The following is a 16,562-nucleotide window of genomic DNA, read 5'->3' on the forward strand; positions in this document are numbered from 1 at the left end:
CTTCAAGGGCGGCGCGCCGTGTCAGCCCAGCTTCACTTGACGATGTTGCCGATTTCCGGGGCGGGCTCGTTCTTGTAGTTGGCCGGGCCGAAGTTGTCGGTCACGGCCTTCTCCCAGGCCTTCTCCTTGACCATCTTCTCGAGGGCGGCGTTGATCTTGTCGACCATCGCCTTGTCGCCCTTCTTGACGCCGATGCCGTAGTTCTCGTTGCTCAGCTTCAGGCCGGCGAGCTTGAACTTGCCCTTGTACTGGTCCTGCGAGGCGTAGCCGGCCAGGATCGAGTCGTCCGTGGTCAGCGCGTCGACGGCGCCGCTCTGGAGTCCGTTGAGGCACTCCGAGTACGTGCCGACCTGCTGCAGCTGGGCCTTCGGGGCGAAGTCCTTCTTCACGTTCTGCGCGGACGTGGAGCCGACGACCGAGCAGAGCTTCTTGCCGTTGAGGTCCTCGCCCTTGGTGACGTTGTCATCGGCACGGATCAGCAGGTCCTGGTGGGCGAGGAGGTACGGACCGGCGAAGTCGACCTTCTGCTTGCGCTCGTCCGTGATCGAGTACGTGGCGGCGATGAAGTCCACGTCGCCACGGGCCAGCGCGGTCTCGCGGTCGGCGCTCTTCGTCTCCTTGAACTCGATGTCGCCCTCGGCGTAGCCGAGCTCCTTGGCGACGTACGTGGCGACATCGACGTCGAAGCCGGTGAACCCGTCCGGGGTCTTCAGGCCGAGGCCCGGCTGGTCGTACTTGATGCCGACCGTGATCTTCTTGCCGCCGCCATCGCCGGAGCCGCTGCCGCTGTCCTTCCCGCTGTCGGAGCCGCAGGCAGTTGCGGACAGGGCGAGAGCGAGGACGGTGGCCGAAGCGGCGGTGACCTTACGAAGCTTCATGATGGTGACTTCCCTAGAATTGACGCGAGGTATTGGAACAGACGCGATGTCCTGGATCAGCTGATCCAGGACTCAGTGGTGAAGGATCTTCGACAGGAAGTCCTTGGCCCGGTCGCTGCGCGGGTTGCTGAAGAATTCCTCGGGCGATGCCTCTTCCACGATCTTGCCGTCGGCCATGAACACGACCCGGTTCGCGGCCGAACGGGCGAAGCCCATCTCATGCGTGACGACCACCATTGTCATCCCGTCACGTGCCAGCTGCTGCATGACCTCGAGGACCTCGTTGATCATCTCGGGGTCGAGCGCCGACGTCGGCTCGTCGAAGAGCATCACCTTCGGGTCCATCGCCAGCGCACGCGCGATCGCCACACGCTGCTGCTGGCCACCGGAGAGCTGCGCCGGGTACTTGTCGGCCTGCGCACCGACACCCACGCGGTCCAGCAGGGCCCGCGCCTTGGTCTCCGCGGCCTTCTTGTCGGCCTTGCGTACCTTGATCTGGCCCAGCGTCACGTTCTCCAGCACGGTCTTGTGCGCGAAGAGATTGAACGACTGGAAGACCATGCCCACGTCGGCGCGCAGCCGGGCGAGCTCCTTGCCCTCGTGCGGCAGCGGCTTGCCGTCGATCGAGATCGCGCCGGAGTCGATCGTCTCCAGGCGGTTGATGGTGCGGCACAACGTGGACTTTCCGGACCCGGAGGGTCCGATGACGACCACGACCTCGCCCCTGGCGATGGTCAGGTCGATGTCCTGGAGCACATGCAGCGCGCCGAAGTGCTTGTTCACGTTGCTCAGCACGACCAGTTCGGCCGTGGGCACCGCGTCCTCGGCGTCCTTGGTCACTGACACTCCGCTCATCGGCTTCTTGCTCCGTCCTCCTCGGTTGGGAGGACCTTAGTCACGCACTGCGACCAGCGTCATTACATCTGAGGGGAAATTGAGCATAACGATCCGGCCTCAACCGGACACTATGCGTGAACAGGGTGGTCCACTGCGATACCGGGTGGATAACGGAACCGTTCGGCACCCGGAAGCCTCTTGACTGTGCGGCGTGACATCCGCGTTGATGCCCTGTGGTGTGTCGCGAACCATTCGTACAACACCGCACGACCAACACCACACGACCGCGCCACGAACACCACACGACCGGAGGGGGGCCATGAGACTGCTGCTCGTCGAGGACGACGACCATGTCGCCGCCGCCCTGTCGGCGGTGCTCGCGAGGCACGGCTTCGAGGTGGTCCACGCCCGCAACGGCGAGGAAGCCCTCCGCGCCGTCCTGCCCGCCACCGCCCCGGACAAGCCGCCCTTCGGCGTCGTCCTCCTGGACCTCGGCCTGCCCGATCAGGACGGCTACCAGGTGTGCGGCAAGCTCAGGAAGCTCACGTCCACGCCCGTGATCATGGTGACCGCGCGCTCGGACGTCCGCTCCCGGATCCACGGACTCAACCTCGGCGCCGACGACTACGTGGTCAAGCCGTACGACACGGGGGAGCTGCTCGCCCGGATCCACGCGGTCAGCCGGCGCACCACCGCCGGCGACGACACCGGTGCGCCCGCCTCCGACGAGGCGCTGCGGCTCGGGCCGGTCACCATCGAGCTGCCCACCCGCAGGGTCAGTGTCGACGGGGCGGACGTGCAGCTCACGCGCAAGGAGTTCGACCTGCTGGCGCTGCTCGCCCAGCGCCCGGGAGTGGTCTTCCGGCGTGAGCAGATCATCAGCGAGGTGTGGCGGACCAGCTGGGAGGGGACCGGCCGCACGCTCGAGGTGCATGTGGCATCGCTGCGGTCGAAGCTCCGGATGCCGGCCCTGATCGAGACCGTGCGGGGTGTCGGCTACCGGCTCGTCGCGCCCGCCGGGGCGTAAGGTCCCTCGCCCCGGTGCGTACCCGACTTCTTCCGCTCCTCATCGTGCTCATGGCCGGTGTGCTGCTGGCGCTCGGCTTTCCGCTCGCGGTGAGCGTCGCGGCCGCGCAGCAGCAGGGCGTCGTCGTCGACCGGATCGACGACACTGTGCGCTTCGCGGCGCTGGCCCAGTTCGTCACCGATCAGGGCTCCACCCCGGACGAGCGCCGCTCCACGCTGCAGGAGCAGCTCGACCGGTACCACGACACGTACGGGATCAAGGCGGGCGTCTTCTACCGCAGCGGCGACTCCATGGCCCGCGCCCCTCACGACTGGTACGTGCCGGGCGAGGGGGAGGGCCGCGAGGCGTTCCAGGAGGCGCTCACCGGCCGGCGGAGCGACGACCCCCCGCAGGTGTGGCCCTGGCAGCGAGGCGAACGGCTCGTCGTCGCCTCGCCCGTCGTACGGGACGGGGACGTCGTCGCCGTCGTGTTCACCGACTCGCCCACCGACCAGCTCCGGTCGCGGGTCCTGCGCGGCTGGCTGCTGATCGTCGCCGGAGAGGCCGCCGCGATGCTCGTCGCCGTCGGCGCGGCCTTCCGGCTCACGGGGTGGGTACTGCGGCCCGTACGGATCCTGGACGCCGCCACCCACGACATCGCGACCGGCCGGATGAACTCGCGGGTCGCTGCCGCCGGGGGGCCGCCGGAACTCAGACGGCTGGCGCGCTCGTTCAACGAGATGGCCGACAACGTCGAGGAAGTCCTCGAACAGCAGCGGGCCTTCGTCGCGGACGCCTCGCACCAGCTGCGCAACCCGCTCGCCGCCCTCCTGCTGCGCATCGAACTGCTCGCCCTCGAACTGCCCGAGGGTAATGCCGAGATCGCCTCCGTCCGCACCGAGGGCAAACGCCTCGCCCAGGTCCTCGACGACCTGCTGGACCTCGCGCTCGCCGAACACGCCTCCGCGGAGCTCCAGCTCACCGACATCGGCGAGCTGACGGCCGAGCGGGTGGCGGCCTGGCGGCCACTGGCCGACGAGAAGCGGGTGGTGCTGTCTTACGAGACCGCCGCGGTCACCGCCTGGGCGGACCCGGTGGCGCTCTCCAGCGCACTGGACGCGGTGATCGACAACGCCCTGAAGTTCACCTCGCAGGGCGAGGAGGTCACCGTCGAGGTCGCGGCGCAGGGCAGCACCTCGACCATCCTGATCGCCGACCGCGGCCCGGGCCTGACCGACGAGGAGCTCTCCCGGATCGGGGACCGCTTCTGGCGCAGCGGCCGTCACCAGAACGTGAAGGGTTCCGGCCTCGGCCTGTCCATCTCGAGGGCGTTGCTGGCGGCGGGCGGCGGGTCCATCGCGTACGCGCACCACGAGCCCCACGGCCTGAAGGTGACGCTCACGCTGCCGCGGACCCACGCGAAGGACGCCTGAGACCACCGGTCGAACTGCTGGAAGCGGGCGTGGGACCACCGGTCGGAATTGCTGGAAGCGGGCGGGTTCCCGGCGCCGCCGTTACGGCTTGACCGAGCGGTAGTAGCGCCGCGCGCCTTCGTGCAGCGGCAGCGGGTCCGTGTAGACGGCCGTCCGCAGGTCGACCAGCTGGGCGGGGTGCACGGTGTTGCCGATGCGGTCCCGGCTCCTGATCACCGTGCGGGTGAAGCCCTCCGTCTGCGCCGAGCTCATCCGGTCGGTGGTGACCAGCAGGTTGGCCACCGCGACGGTCTCGACGGGAAGTCCGCCCTGGGCCTGCGGGTAGGCGTCGGCCGGCATCACCGCGGAGCGGTAGTAGCTGGTCGGATCGCCCGACGCGTGGAGTTTCGCGACCAGTTCCGGCTCCAGGGCGACCAGCCGGACCGGGAAGCGCTCCGACAGTTGCTGCACCGTGTTGGTGGGTAGTCCGCCGGACCAGAAGAACGCGTCGATGCGGCCCTTCTCCAACTGGCCCGGGGCCACGTCGATGCCCGAGGGGAGTGCGGTGATGTCCTGTGCGGGATCGATCCCGGCGGCCTTCATCAGCCGGTCGGCGACCAGCCGGATCCCCGAGCCGTCCTGTCCGACGCCGACCACCTTGCCGCGCAGGTCGGCCACCGACTTGACGTTGGAGTCCCGGGGCACGACGAGCTGGACGTAGTCGTCGTACAGTCGGGCGCAGCCCCGCAGCCGGGTGGCGCCCGGCAGCCCTTCCCGCTTGTACTTCGCGACGGCGTCGGCGGTGGCGATGGTGAAGTCGGCCTCCCCGGACGCCACCCGCTCCAGGTTCTGCTGGGACCCTTCGCTGGTCCGCAGGTCTATCGCCACGTCCGGCATGTCGCGGGCCAGCGCGTCCTTCAGCAGCACGCCGTAGCGCTGGTAGACACCGCTGTGCGACCCCGTGCTCAGTGTCAGCTTCCCGCTCGGCGACGACTGGCCGAGCGGCAGCAGCCACCACAGCAGCAGCCCGAGGACCACCAGGGCCGCGGCGGCGCCTTGAAGGGCGCGGCGGCGGCCGAGGCGGGAGAGGACGGGAAGTGCCGGGAGCATGGCGCGATCCTGCCAGCTCACTCCTTGTGATGGCCAGGCCCGGCCTTGCCGGAGGAGGGGTCACACTGTCGGTGCGACCCCGTACCCTGGTGGGCGCGATGAGTGCGAAAACTTACGAGGTGCGCACCTACGGGTGCCAGATGAACGTCCACGACTCCGAGCGGCTGTCGGGCCTGCTGGAGGACGCGGGATACGTACGCGCGCCCGAAGGCGCCGACGGTGACGCCGATGTCGTCGTCTTCAACACCTGCGCGGTGCGGGAGAACGCGGACAACAAGCTCTACGGCAATCTCGGCCGGCTCGCCCCGATGAAGTCGCGGCGCCCCGGGATGCAGATCGCCGTGGGCGGCTGCCTGGCGCAGAAGGACCGCGACACCATCGTCACCAAGGCGCCGTGGGTCGATGTCGTCTTCGGTACGCACAACATCGGAAAGCTTCCGGTGCTCCTCGAGCGCGCCCGTGTCCAGGAAGAGGCGCAGGTCGAGATCGCGGAATCGCTCGAGGCGTTCCCCTCGACGCTGCCGACGCGTCGTGAGTCGGCGTACGCGGCGTGGGTCTCGATCTCCGTGGGCTGCAACAACACCTGCACCTTCTGCATCGTGCCCGCGCTGCGCGGCAAGGAGAAGGACCGCCGGCCCGGCGACATCCTCGCCGAGATCGAGGCACTCGTCTCAGAAGGTGTCAGCGAGATCACCCTGCTCGGCCAGAACGTCAACGCGTACGGGTCCGACATCGGCGACCGCGAGGCCTTCAGCAAGCTGCTGCGTGCCTGCGGGAACATCGAGGGCCTCGAGCGGGTCCGGTTCACCTCGCCCCACCCGCGCGACTTCACGGACGACGTGATCGCCGCCATGGCCGAGACACCGAACGTCATGCCGCAGCTCCACATGCCGCTGCAGTCGGGCTCGGACACGATCCTCAAGGCGATGCGCCGCTCGTACCGGCAGGAGCGCTTCCTCGGGATCATCGAGAAGGTGCGGGCGGCCATTCCGCACGCCGCCATCTCCACCGACATCATCGTGGGCTTCCCGGGCGAGACCGAGGAGGACTTCGAGCAGACCCTGCACACCGTGCGCGAGGCCCGCTTCGCGAACGCCTTCACCTTCCAGTACTCCAAGCGCCCCGGGACCCCGGCGGCGACCATGGAGGGGCAGATCCCCAAGGAGGTCGTCCAGGAGCGGTACATGCGTCTGGTCGCCCTCCAGGAGGAGATCTCCTGGGACGAGAACAAGAAGCAGGTCGGCCGCACACTCGAGGTGATGGTCGCCGAAGGCGAAGGCCGCAAGGACGGGGCCACCCACCGCCTCTCCGGCAGGGCCCCCGACAACCGCCTCGTCCACTTCACCAAGCCGGACGCCGAAGTGCGCCCCGGCGACGTGGTCACCGTCGAGATCACCTACGCCGCCCCGCACCACCTCCTGGCGGAGGGTGCGGTGACATCGGTGCGCCGCACCCGCGCGGGAGACGCGTGGGAGAAGCGCAACGGGGCCGAGACCGCGAAGCCGGCCGGTGTGATGCTGGGGCTGCCCTCGCTGGGCGTCCCCGCGCCGCTGCCGCCGGTGACGGGCGGTTGCGCGGCGGGCTGACGACGCCGCCCCGGTCGGCCACGGCCCCGCCGGACGGCGGCCGGGACCGGCCCGGCCGCCGGGGCCCGGCAGGTGCCCGCCTCGCCCACCACGCCGACTAGGCTGCGGATCATGCTCGTAGCCGCTGCCGTGTGTCCGTGCCCGCCGCTCCTCGTCCCCGAGGTCGCCTCCGGGGCCGCGCCCGAACTGGACGCGACGCGCGCCGCGTGCGCCGACGCCGCGGCAGTTCTCGCCGCCGCGGAACCGGACCTGCTGATCGTGGTCGGACCCGCGGCGCACGATCGGCGCGGACCGCACGCCGCGGGCGCCACCGGCTCCTTCCGGGAGTTCGGCGTGGAACTCGACGTCCGGCTCGGCGACGGCCCCCGGCAGGAACGGACACTGCCGCCTTCGCTGTCCGTCGGTGCCTGGCTTCTCGCCCGCGACGGCTGGACGGCCGCTCCGGTCGAAGGCCTCGGTGTCGGCGAACCCCTGGACGGGCACCGGTGCATGACGGCCGGAAAAGAACTCGCCGCGCGTGCCGGGCGGGTCGCGCTTCTCGTGATGGGCGACGGCAGCGCCTGCCGCACGCTGAAGGCGCCCGGCTACCTCGACGAGAGGGCCGCGGATTTCGACCGGCGGGCCGCCGACGCGCTCGGCGCCGCCGACATCGAAGGGCTCAGAGAGCTCGACGAGTCGCTGGCCCGCGAGCTCAAGGTGTCGGGCCGCGCGCCGTGGCAGGTCCTCGCCGGAGCCGCACAGGGCGCGGGGCTCACGGGCCGGCTGCTCCACGAGAGTGATCCGTACGGTGTCGGCTACTTCGTCGCGGCCTGGTCCCAGGCCTAGGGGCACCTCCCCCGTGCCCGCAGAGCTACGGGTAGTGAGCGCCAGGGCCAGCGAGCCCGGCATGATCCAACGAGAGCACCTGGAGCCGGGGGATCACCGGGAAGAGAACTCCGGACGCGGGAAGGCGGCGGTGGAGCCCGTGCCCCACCGCCGCCCTCCGGCCGAACCGGTCCGGTGCCCTTCAGGCGGCCGGCGGTGTCGTCCCGCGGTCGTCCTTGTGCGCGATGCGGCCGAGGGCCTGCTTCGCCTTCCCGGTACCCGACTCGATCTTGTTGCTGTACTTGCCCTTGGTCTTGTCGTCGACCTTCTTGGCGGCTTTCTCCAGCGTCTGCCCGATCCTGCCCTCGTGCTGCTCGGCAAGGCCGGAGACCTTGTCCTTCGCGGGTCCGAGCTTGGTCTTCAGGTTGTCCAGGAAGCCCATGGGGCACCTTCCCTCGTCGCGGCTGCTACGTGCGGGCGCCTTCGCCGGCCTCGCTGTCCGCCGCATCCCCGGCCGATTGCTGCCTCGGGATCTCCACTGCCCCGGCCGCGGCGCCTCCGTCGTGGGGAGGTACCGCGGTTTCGGCGGCGGTATCGGTGGATCCGGCCGTATCGGTGGATCCGGTGGCCTCGACGGCGCCGGCGGCCGGAGCCGCCTCTTCCGCCGGCTCCGGCACAGCCGGGGCCTCGGCCGTGCCGTCGCTCACCTCGGACCGGCCGGACTCCACGGACTCCTCGGCGGGAGCTCCGACGACTGCCTCCGGTGCCGACGCCTCCACGGCCGCTGCGGGCTTACCGCGAAACCATGAGAAAACACCCATATCTACTCCATACCCTACTCGTGCGGGCGAAGTTCTGCGCCGCCCGGAGCGCCGTCTTGCGTCACGCGCGGGCGCCGGTCCGGAAACCGGCGTCGGGAACCTCGCAACAGGCAACGACCCCGAGTCGCCGCCGTCACCTCGCTCGTTCGGGGACACGCACCAGGTTTGCGAGACTGGGGCGGTGAGAAGTGCAGCTCCCGCCCCGCGGGTCATCGCCGTCGTCGGTCCCACCGCAGCCGGAAAGTCCGATCTGGGGGTGTTCCTCGCCCGGCAACTGAACGGCGAGGTCGTCAACGCGGATTCCATGCAGCTCTATCAGGGGATGGACATCGGCACCGCCAAGCTGACGCCCGAAGAACAGGGCGGAGTGCCGCACCGGCTCCTCGACATCTGGGACGTCACCCGGACGGCGAGCGTCGCCGAGTACCAGACGCTGGCGAGGGCGGAGATCGACCGGCTGCTCGCCGAGGGCCGCACCCCGGTACTCGTCGGAGGGTCCGGGCTGTATGTGCGCGGTGCGATCGACGCCCTCGAGTTCCCCGGCACCGACCCGACGGTGCGGGCGCGCCTGGAGGAGGAGCTGACGGTGCGCGGACCCGGCGCCCTGCACGCCAGGCTGGCCGCGGCCGACCCGGGGGCGGGCCGGGCGATCCTCCCGAGCAACGGCCGCCGGATCGTCAGGGCCCTCGAGGTCATCGAGATCACGGGTAAGCCCTTCACGGCCAACCTGCCCGGCCACGACGCCGTCTACGACACCGTCCAGATCGGCGTCGACGTCGCACGGCCCGAGCTCGACGAGCGCATCGCCGTGCGTGTGGACCGCATGTGGGAGGCGGGCCTCGTCGACGAGGTGCGCGCGCTCGAGGCGCAGGGACTGAGGGAGGGCCGCACGGCCTCGCGGGCGCTCGGCTACCAGCAGGTCCTGACGGCTCTCGCCGGAGAGTGCACCGAACAGGAGGCGCGCGACGAGACCGTGCGCGCCACCAAGCGCTTCGCGCGCCGCCAGGACTCGTGGTTCCGGCGCGACCCGAGGGTGCACTGGCTGAGCGGCGCCGCCGCCGACAGGACGGAACTTCCGCAGCGTGCGCTGGCGTTGATCGAACGAGCGGTCACAGCCTGATCACGTGATGGCATCGGGACGCTCCGGCCGTCATTCCGGCGCCTGGGAGCGTGCCATCATCGAGCATCGATCGACAGTTGAGTCCGAGTTGGGAGGGCGCGTGGCGATGGAGGCCGGCCCTCGCGACACGGAACAGCAACGACGGGATGCGGCGGAAGGCGCGTCCGGTCTCAGCCCGGACGGGCCCGACGAGCAGGATGTGCTCGCCGACGAGGTCGAGGTCGAGCTGCGTCCGCAGCGGCGGCTCAGGATCTGGCAGCTCGCACCCATCGTCGTCCTTGCCGCCGTCGGCTCGCTGATGTTCGCCTTCCCGCTCGCTTTTGGTACGGGCGACGGCGGAGCGGTCGTGGCCATGCTCGGGCTGCTGCTCAGCTGCTGTGCCGCCGGCTGGGGTGTGATGGCGGCGCGCCGTGTCGGCCACACCTGGCCCGGCCTGCCGTCGCGCGGTTCGGGCGAGCGCCCCGACTGGCGCGTGATCGCTTTGTACGTGGGCGTCGCCGCGGTGCTCGTCGCACTCGCCGTGTGGCGTGTGGCACGACTGAGGTGACCGGCTCCGGCCGCTGTCGGACCGTCCTCGTACGATGGAGCACGTGAGCACCTCGCAGACGTCGCCCCTCCCCTTCCTCAAGGGCCACGGGACCGAGAACGACTTCGTGATCGTCCCCGACCCCGACAACACCGTGGATCTGCCCGCGTCCGCCGTCGCCCGGCTGTGCGACCGCCGGGCCGGCATCGGCGGTGACGGACTGCTGCGCGTGGTGCGCTCGGCGGCCCACCCGGAGGCCCGGCACATGGCCGGCCAGGCCGAGTGGTTCATGGACTACCGCAACGCGGACGGTTCCATCGCCGAGATGTGCGGCAACGGCGTCCGGGTCTTCGCCCGGTATCTCCAGTACGCGGGTCACATCGACGCCGGGGACGTCGCCGTCGCGACCCGCGGCGGGATCAAGAAGGTCCACCTCGCCAAGGCGGTGTCCGGGAGCGGCGGCGGCGACATCACGGTCTCCATGGGCCGGGCCGTGCTGCCCGAGGACGGCGTCACCGTGTCCGTCGGCGGTCGCAGCTGGCCGGCGAGGAACGTGAACATGGGCAACCCGCACGCGGTCGCCTTCGTCGAGGAGCTGGACCACGCGGGCGATCTGCTGGCAGTGCCTCCGTTCACCCCGGCGTCGGTCTACCCCGACGGGGTCAACGTGGAGTTCGTCGTCGACCGCGGTGAGCGTCATGTGGCGATGCGCGTCCACGAGCGCGGCTCCGGTGAGACCCGCTCGTGCGGCACCGGCGCGTGCGCCGTCGCGGTGGCCACCGCGCGCCGCGACGGTCTGGACCCGGCAGCCACCGGCGTTCCCGTCACGTACACGGTGGATCTGCCCGGCGGCCGGCTCCGTATCACCGAGCGGCCCGACGGGGAGGTCGAGATGACCGGCGCCGCGGTGATCGTGGCCGAGGGTGTGATCGACCCCGACTTCCTCGAAACCGTGACCGCCTAGGGCTTCGCTCGAATGGGTGATCCGTTTCACGCTGGGCGAGAGCTGGACTGCGCCACGTGGTGGGCTCGGTAGCATCAAGCACCGGCCCGGAGGCATGCCAGTTCTCCGTACCGCCGGTCGAAGCTGCCGGAGGTGCCCATGAGCGCAGAGGCCACCAACCCAGGTGCCCACAGCCGCAGGCGCGGCCGTGCCAGGATCGACCTGCGCAGGCTGGGCCGCGCCGCTCTGCTGGGACCCACCGGTCGCGACCGGCTCCCCGACGCGATCGGCCATGTCGTGGACGCGCACCGGGCTCACTACCCCGGCGCCGACCTCGCCACACTGCACAAGGCGTACGTACTGGCGGAGTCGTCCCACCGCGGGCAGTTCCGCAAGAGCGGCGAGCCCTACATCACCCACCCGCTCGCCGTGACGTTGATCCTGGCCGAACTGGGCGCGGAGACAACGACGCTGACCGCTTCCCTGCTCCACGACACCGTCGAGGACACCGAGGTGACACTCGATCAGGTGAGATCCGAGTTCGGCGCCGAGGTCGGTTATCTCGTCGACGGCGTCACCAAACTGGAGAAGGTCGACTACGGCGCCGCGGCCGAGCCGGAGACCTTCCGCAAGATGCTCGTCGCGACGGGCAACGACGTCCGGGTGATGTCGATCAAACTCGCCGACCGGCTGCACAACATGCGCACTCTCGGGGTGATGCGGCCGGAGAAACAGGCACGCATCGCCAAGGTCACCCGCGACGTGCTGATCCCGCTCGCCGAACGGCTCGGTGTGCAGGCCCTCAAGACAGAACTGGAAGACCTGGTCTTCGCGATCCTGCACCCCGAGGAGTACGAGCGGACCCGGGCGCTGATCGCGGAGAACTCCACCGCGTGCACCGCGCTCGCCGCCATCGCGGACGACTTCCGTGCCGCGTTGCGCGAGGCCGGCATCAGCGCCGAAGTGCTCATCAGACCGAGGCACTTCGTGTCCGTCCACCGGGTCTGCCTGAAGCGGTCGCAACTGCGCAGCACGGACTTCGGCCGACTGCTGATCCTCGTCGGGGAGGACGCCGACTGCTACGCCGTCCTCGGTGAACTGCACACCTGCTTCACACCGGTGATCTCCGAGTTCAAGGACTTCATCGCGGCCCCCAAGTTCAACCTGTACCAGTCCCTGCACACCGCCGTCGCGGGTCCCGACGGCGCGGTCGCCGAAGTCCTCATCCGCACGCATCAGATGCACAAGGTGGCGGAGGCCGGTGTGGTCGCACTGGGCAACCCGTACGTACCGGTCGAGGGGGCCGAGCCGGCGGACGGCGAGCGGGCCGACCCCACCAGGCCGGGCTGGCTCTCGCGGTTGCTGGAGTGGCAGGAGTCCACCCCGGACCCGGACACCTTCTGGACCTCCCTGCGCGCCGATCTGGCGCAGGACAGGGAGATCACCGTCTTCGGCGCCGACGGCCGGGCCCTCGGGCTGCCGGCGGGCGCGAGCTGCGTGGACGCCGCCTACGCGCAGTACGGCGAGAAGGCGCACACCTGCATCGGAGCGCGCGTCAACGGCCGGCTGGCGACACTCAGCACGGTCCTCGGCGACGGTGACACCGTGCATGTCCTGCTGGCGCAGGACAGCGCCTCCGGCCCCTCGCCCCAGTGGCTCGACCACGCCCGCACCCCTGCCGCCCGCATCGCCATCACCAGCTGGCTCGACGCGCATCCGCATCGGGCCGCGGCGCCCTCCACCGTTCCCCGCCGGCCCGCCCCGCTGCCCGCCGGCCGGCCGGCCTCCGTGAACGCCGTGGTGGACCTCCCCGAGGCGACGGTCCGGCTGGCCGGCTGCTGCACACCGGTGCCGCCGGACGCGGTCACCGGCTTCCCCGTGCGCGGCGGAGCCGTGACCGTCCACCGGCAGGAGTGCCCCGCCGTGGCGCGGATGACCGACGTGGGGCGCGAGCCGGTGCCGGTGCGCTGGGGTGACGCGGCCGAGTGCCGGGTCACCCTGGTCGCCGAGTCCTTCGGCCGTCCCCGCCTCCTCGCGGACCTCACGGAAGTCATCGCGGGAGAGGGGGCCGCGATCGTCTCGGCCACGGTGGAGCCGCCGACGCAGCAGCGGGTAAGGCACACGTACACCCTTCAACTCCCCGACGCTGCCGGACTTCCGGCGCTCATGCGGGCGATGCGGGACGTGCCGGGCGTGTACGACGTCAGCCGGACCCAGCATCCGGCGGCCACCACCTGACCCCGTTCGGGTGGGCACGTCACCGTGTGTAGCGTGCCGCCACGGTCCTTGCGGAGGGCGCTGGTAGCGGTAGGGCATGCTGCACACCTCCCGGCGCCGTCTGCGTGCCGCCCTGCTGGCCGCCGCCTCGGCCACCCTCGTCGCCGCCACCCTGCCGTCGCCGGAACCGCTCGGCATCGGGGACCGGCTCTTCCCCGAGCTGGGCAACCCCGGTTACGACGTGCTCGAGTACGACATCTCCCTCACCTACGAGGGCCGTAACGACAAGCCCCTCGACGCCGTCACGAAGATCGACGCCTGGTCGACCCGGAGGCTCGACCGCGTCAACCTCGACTTCACCCACGGTGAGGTCCGCTCGGTCATGGTGAACGACACCCCGGCCGACTTCGCCGGCGCCGGCGAGGACCTCGTCATCGACCCGCCCGCGACCATCCCCGAGGGGTCGCGGATGCAGATCACGGTGACTCACACAAGTGATCCGCGCGGCCCCAAGAACGCCGGCGGCTGGGTGCGTAGCGGCGACGGCCTGGTGATGGCCAACCAGGCGGACGCCGCGCACCGGGTCTTCCCGTCGAACGACCATCCCTCCGACAAGGCGTACTTCACCTTCCGCGTCACCGCGCCGCGGGACATCACGGTGGTCGCCAACGGGCGCCGCGTCGCCAGGGCAGCGACCGACAAGCAGACCTCATGGGTCTACCGCACCGGTCACCCCATGGCCACCGAGCTGGCACAGGTCTCACTCGGCCGCTCGACGGTCGTCGAGCGGAAGGGTCCGCACGGTCTGCCCGTGCGCGACGTCGTGCCCACCGCCGACCGCGAGAAGCTGGAGCGCTGGCTGAAGAAGACGCCGGACCACCTGGAGTGGATGGAGGAGAAGGTCGGCCGCTATCCCTTCGAGACGTACGGCGTGCTGGTCGCCGACGCGGACACGGGCTTCCAGCTGGAGACGCAGACCCTGTCGCTGTTCGAGCGCTCCCTCTTCACTTCGGACGCCTTCCCCGAGTGGTACGTCGATTCGATCATGGTCCACGAACTGGCCCACCAGTGGTTCGGCAACAGCGTCACGCCGCGCACCTGGTCGGACCTGTGGCTGAACGAGGGACACGCCAGCTGGTACGAGGCGCTGTACGCGCAGGAGAAGGCCCAGATGCCGCTGGAGACCCGGATGCGTGAGGCCTACGCGCGCTCCGACGCCTGGCGGGCCGCCGGCGGGCCGCCCGCGGCGCCCGCCGCCCCCGCCCCGGGCCAGAAGCTGAGTCTCTTCCGGCCCGTCGTGTACGACGGCAGCGCGCTGGTCCTGTACGCGCTGCGGCAGGAGATCGGCACAGCCGCGTTCGAGCGCCTGGAGCGCCGATGGGTCACGAAGCACCGGGACGCCACCGCGACCACGGAGGACTTCACGCGGCTCGCATCGGCCGTCGCGGGGCGTGACCTGTCGGCGTTCTTCCAGGCGTGGCTGTACGGCAAGAAGACTCCGCCGATGCCGGGGCACCCGGATTGGCGAAGCAAGGCAGCGGGGGACAGCCGGGCGAAGGCGGCGGGGGGAGTGCGCGCTCAATGAAATCGGGGTGACGCTCCGGCCGCGCCCGTGCGACCATCGGCAGGTCGGCGGCGCTGCCGGGGCCGGGATCCTACGGGAATCTTCCGGGACCGTCACGCGTTGTCATCTGTAACCGAGCACTCCGGCGGTCGTCCGTCGGGAGGCTCCCACATCGACGTAAGGATCCAATGACCTCCTCTTCATCCACTTCCCAGGAACAGCAGAGCTTGGCTGAGACGCGCACCGAGAGCCTTCGGGCCGATGCCCTGATGGAAGAGGACGTCGCCTGGAGCTACGAGATCGACAACGAGCGGGACGGCGACCAGTTCGACCGCTCCGAGCGTGCGGCGCTGCGGCGTGTGGCGGGCCTCTCCACCGAGCTCGAAGACGTCACAGAGGTCGAGTACCGGCAGCTGCGCCTCGAGCGGGTCGTGCTGGTCGGTGTCTGGACCACCGGAACGATGCAGGACGCCGAGAACTCCCTCGCGGAGCTGGCGGCCCTCGCGGAGACGGCCGGCGCGCTGGTTCTAGACGGCGTCTTCCAGCGCCGTGACAAGCCGGACCCTGCCACATACATCGGCTCGGGCAAGGCGCAGGAGCTGCGGGACATCGTCCTCGAGTCCGGTGCCGACACCGTCGTCTGCGACGGTGAGCTCAGCCCCGGCCAGCTGATCCAGCTCGAAGACGTCGTCAAGGTCAAGGTGGTCGACCGTACCGCCCTGATCCTCGACATCTTCGCCCAGCACGCCAAGTCCCGAGAGGGTAAGGCGCAGGTTGCCCTGGCGCAGATGCAGTACATGCTGCCCAGGCTCCGAGGCTGGGGCCAGTCGCTCTCCCGGCAGATGGGTGGCGGCGGCGGTGGCGGCATGGCCACGCGTGGTCCCGGTGAGACCAAGATCGAGACGGACCGGCGACGGATCCGCGAGAAGATGGCGAAGATGCGCCGTGAGATCGCGGAGATGAAGACCGGACGTGACGTCAAGCGTCAGGAGCGCCGTCGTAACCGCGTGCCTTCAGTCGCCATCGCCGGTTACACCAACGCCGGCAAGTCGTCCCTGCTCAACCGCCTCACGGGCGCAGGTGTCCTGGTGGAGAACGCACTGTTCGCCACGCTGGACCCGACCGTCCGACGGGCTGAGACGCCGAGCGGCAGGGGTTACACCCTGGCCGACACGGTCGGTTTCGTACGGCACCTTCCGCACCACCTCGTCGAGGCGTTCCGTTCCACGATGGAAGAGGTCGGGGACTCCGACCTGATCCTGCACGTGGTCGACGGATCGCATCCGGCACCGGAGGAGCAGCTGGCAGCCGTGCGCGAGGTGATCCGCGACGTGGGTGCGGTCGACGTGCCCGAGATCGTGGTGATCAACAAGGCGGACGCGGCCGATCCGCTGGTGCTGCAGCGGCTGCTGCGCATCGAGCGGCATGCGATCGCGGTGTCGGCGCGGACCGGCGCGGGCATGGCCGAGCTGGTGCAGTTGATCGATGACGAGCTGCCGAGGCCGCAGATCGAGATCGAGGCGCTCGTGCCCTACACCGAGGGCGGGCTCGTCTCGCGGGTGCACGCCGACGGTGAGGTGCTCTCCGAGGAACACACCACGGAAGGCACCCTGCTCAAGGCGCGGGTGCACGAGGAGCTGGCCGCGGCCCTGTCTCCGTTCGTGCCTGCCGCGCACTGATCCGGCCCTGACATACGGGACGACCGGTCCCGGACGTACACGAAGGCCCGCCCCCGACG

At 70.3% G+C, this 16,562-nt stretch carries 15 protein-coding genes; 10 read left to right on the forward strand and 5 right to left on the reverse strand.

Annotated elements, in window-relative coordinates; genetic code table 11:
* Positions 1-32: 32 nt before the first annotated feature.
* Entirely contained in the window at positions 33-878 is an 846-nt protein-coding gene (locus ACWGH4_RS15470) for a glutamate ABC transporter substrate-binding protein (protein ID WP_453460482.1), read from the reverse strand.
* A 72-nt stretch (positions 879-950) separates the two neighbouring features.
* Positions 951-1,733, reverse strand: coding sequence for an amino acid ABC transporter ATP-binding protein (locus ACWGH4_RS15475; RefSeq protein WP_453460485.1), 783 nt, complete (start codon positions 1,731-1,733; stop codon positions 951-953).
* A 301-nt stretch (positions 1,734-2,034) separates the two neighbouring features.
* Between ACWGH4_RS15475 and ACWGH4_RS15480 the strand changes: the two genes are divergently transcribed.
* Together ACWGH4_RS15480 and ACWGH4_RS15485 are read left to right on the forward strand one after the other, a co-directional pair.
* Positions 2,035-2,742, forward strand: coding sequence for a winged helix-turn-helix domain-containing protein (locus ACWGH4_RS15480; protein ID WP_441266687.1), 708 nt, complete (start codon positions 2,035-2,037; stop codon positions 2,740-2,742).
* Positions 2,743-2,756: 14 nt separating this feature from the next.
* Positions 2,757-4,154: a sensor histidine kinase gene (locus ACWGH4_RS15485; protein WP_453460488.1), complete on the forward strand. Its 1,398-nt coding sequence runs from the start codon at positions 2,757-2,759 to the stop codon at positions 4,152-4,154.
* 81 nt (positions 4,155-4,235) lie between these two features.
* Here the strand turns inward: ACWGH4_RS15485 and ACWGH4_RS15490 are convergent, their stop codons facing one another.
* On the reverse strand, positions 4,236-5,243 hold the full coding sequence (locus tag ACWGH4_RS15490; protein ID WP_441266685.1) for a TAXI family TRAP transporter solute-binding subunit: 1,008 nt from the start codon (positions 5,241-5,243) through the stop codon (positions 4,236-4,238).
* A 98-nt stretch (positions 5,244-5,341) separates the two neighbouring features.
* On the opposite strand from ACWGH4_RS15490, the gene miaB reads away from it, so the two are divergent.
* Positions 5,342-6,829: a tRNA (N6-isopentenyl adenosine(37)-C2)-methylthiotransferase MiaB gene (miaB, locus tag ACWGH4_RS15495; RefSeq protein WP_453460492.1), complete on the forward strand. Its 1,488-nt coding sequence runs from the start codon at positions 5,342-5,344 to the stop codon at positions 6,827-6,829.
* Positions 6,830-6,940: 111 nt separating this feature from the next.
* Positions 6,941-7,654: a class III extradiol dioxygenase subunit B-like domain-containing protein gene (locus ACWGH4_RS15500; RefSeq protein ID WP_453460495.1), complete on the forward strand. Its 714-nt coding sequence runs from the start codon at positions 6,941-6,943 to the stop codon at positions 7,652-7,654.
* 181 nt (positions 7,655-7,835) lie between these two features.
* On the opposite strand, the gene ACWGH4_RS15505 is transcribed toward ACWGH4_RS15500, so the two are convergent.
* Positions 7,836-8,075: an antitoxin gene (locus ACWGH4_RS15505; protein ID WP_453460498.1), complete on the reverse strand. Its 240-nt coding sequence runs from the start codon at positions 8,073-8,075 to the stop codon at positions 7,836-7,838.
* A 25-nt stretch (positions 8,076-8,100) separates the two neighbouring features.
* Positions 8,101-8,454, reverse strand: a complete 354-nt coding sequence (locus tag ACWGH4_RS15510) for a hypothetical protein (protein WP_453460501.1) — start codon at positions 8,452-8,454, stop codon at positions 8,101-8,103.
* Positions 8,455-8,635: 181 nt separating this feature from the next.
* Here ACWGH4_RS15510 and miaA point away from each other — a divergent pair, with 181 nt between their 5' ends.
* The 6 genes from miaA to hflX all read left to right on the forward strand — a co-directional run bounded on the left by miaA (position 8,636) and on the right by hflX (position 16,503).
* Positions 8,636-9,574 carry a tRNA (adenosine(37)-N6)-dimethylallyltransferase MiaA gene (miaA, locus tag ACWGH4_RS15515; protein ID WP_453460504.1) on the forward strand — a complete coding sequence of 313 codons (939 nt, stop codon included), beginning with the start codon at positions 8,636-8,638 and terminating at the stop codon, positions 9,572-9,574.
* A 106-nt stretch (positions 9,575-9,680) separates the two neighbouring features.
* Positions 9,681-10,121 carry a hypothetical protein gene (locus ACWGH4_RS15520; RefSeq protein WP_453460519.1) on the forward strand — a complete coding sequence of 147 codons (441 nt, stop codon included), beginning with the start codon at positions 9,681-9,683 and terminating at the stop codon, positions 10,119-10,121.
* Positions 10,122-10,155: 34 nt separating this feature from the next.
* Complete coding sequence (gene dapF, locus ACWGH4_RS15525; protein ID WP_453460507.1) at positions 10,156-11,064, forward strand: diaminopimelate epimerase; 909 nt, start codon at positions 10,156-10,158, stop codon at positions 11,062-11,064.
* Between the two features lie 138 nt (positions 11,065-11,202).
* Positions 11,203-13,281, forward strand: a complete 2,079-nt coding sequence (locus ACWGH4_RS15530; protein ID WP_453460510.1) for a RelA/SpoT family protein — start codon at positions 11,203-11,205, stop codon at positions 13,279-13,281.
* A 76-nt stretch (positions 13,282-13,357) separates the two neighbouring features.
* Positions 13,358-14,845 (forward strand): M1 family metallopeptidase, encoded by a 1,488-nt coding sequence (locus ACWGH4_RS15535; protein WP_453460513.1) that lies wholly within the window; start codon positions 13,358-13,360, stop codon positions 14,843-14,845.
* Between the two features lie 167 nt (positions 14,846-15,012).
* Positions 15,013-16,503: a GTPase HflX gene (gene hflX / locus ACWGH4_RS15540; RefSeq protein WP_453460516.1), complete on the forward strand. Its 1,491-nt coding sequence runs from the start codon at positions 15,013-15,015 to the stop codon at positions 16,501-16,503.
* Positions 16,504-16,562: the final 59 nt, after the last annotated feature.

This window comes from Streptomyces sp. NPDC054847 (assembly GCF_053610925.1).

Bases quoted from the DNA above. Each gene is read 5' to 3' on its own strand.
- ACWGH4_RS15470 (WP_453460482.1), bottom strand. From the start codon at position 878: ATGAAGCTTCGTAAGGTCACCGCCGCTTCGGCCACCGTCCTCGCTCTC.
- ACWGH4_RS15500 (WP_453460495.1), top strand. From the start codon at position 6,941: ATGCTCGTAGCCGCTGCCGTGTGTCCGTGCCCGCCGCTCCTCGTCCCC.
- ACWGH4_RS15505 (WP_453460498.1), bottom strand. From the start codon at position 8,075: ATGGGCTTCCTGGACAACCTGAAGACCAAGCTCGGACCCGCGAAGGAC.
- hflX (WP_453460516.1), top strand. From the start codon at position 15,013: ATGACCTCCTCTTCATCCACTTCCCAGGAACAGCAGAGCTTGGCTGAG.
- ACWGH4_RS15480 (WP_441266687.1), top strand. From the start codon at position 2,035: ATGAGACTGCTGCTCGTCGAGGACGACGACCATGTCGCCGCCGCCCTG.
- ACWGH4_RS15490 (WP_441266685.1), bottom strand. From the start codon at position 5,243: ATGCTCCCGGCACTTCCCGTCCTCTCCCGCCTCGGCCGCCGCCGCGCC.
- ACWGH4_RS15520 (WP_453460519.1), top strand. From the start codon at position 9,681: ATGGAGGCCGGCCCTCGCGACACGGAACAGCAACGACGGGATGCGGCG.
- ACWGH4_RS15535 (WP_453460513.1), top strand. From the start codon at position 13,358: ATGCTGCACACCTCCCGGCGCCGTCTGCGTGCCGCCCTGCTGGCCGCC.
- miaB (WP_453460492.1), top strand. From the start codon at position 5,342: ATGAGTGCGAAAACTTACGAGGTGCGCACCTACGGGTGCCAGATGAAC.
- ACWGH4_RS15475 (WP_453460485.1), bottom strand. From the start codon at position 1,733: ATGAGCGGAGTGTCAGTGACCAAGGACGCCGAGGACGCGGTGCCCACG.
- ACWGH4_RS15510 (WP_453460501.1), bottom strand. From the start codon at position 8,454: ATGGGTGTTTTCTCATGGTTTCGCGGTAAGCCCGCAGCGGCCGTGGAG.
- dapF (WP_453460507.1), top strand. From the start codon at position 10,156: ATGGAGCACGTGAGCACCTCGCAGACGTCGCCCCTCCCCTTCCTCAAG.
- ACWGH4_RS15530 (WP_453460510.1), top strand. From the start codon at position 11,203: ATGAGCGCAGAGGCCACCAACCCAGGTGCCCACAGCCGCAGGCGCGGC.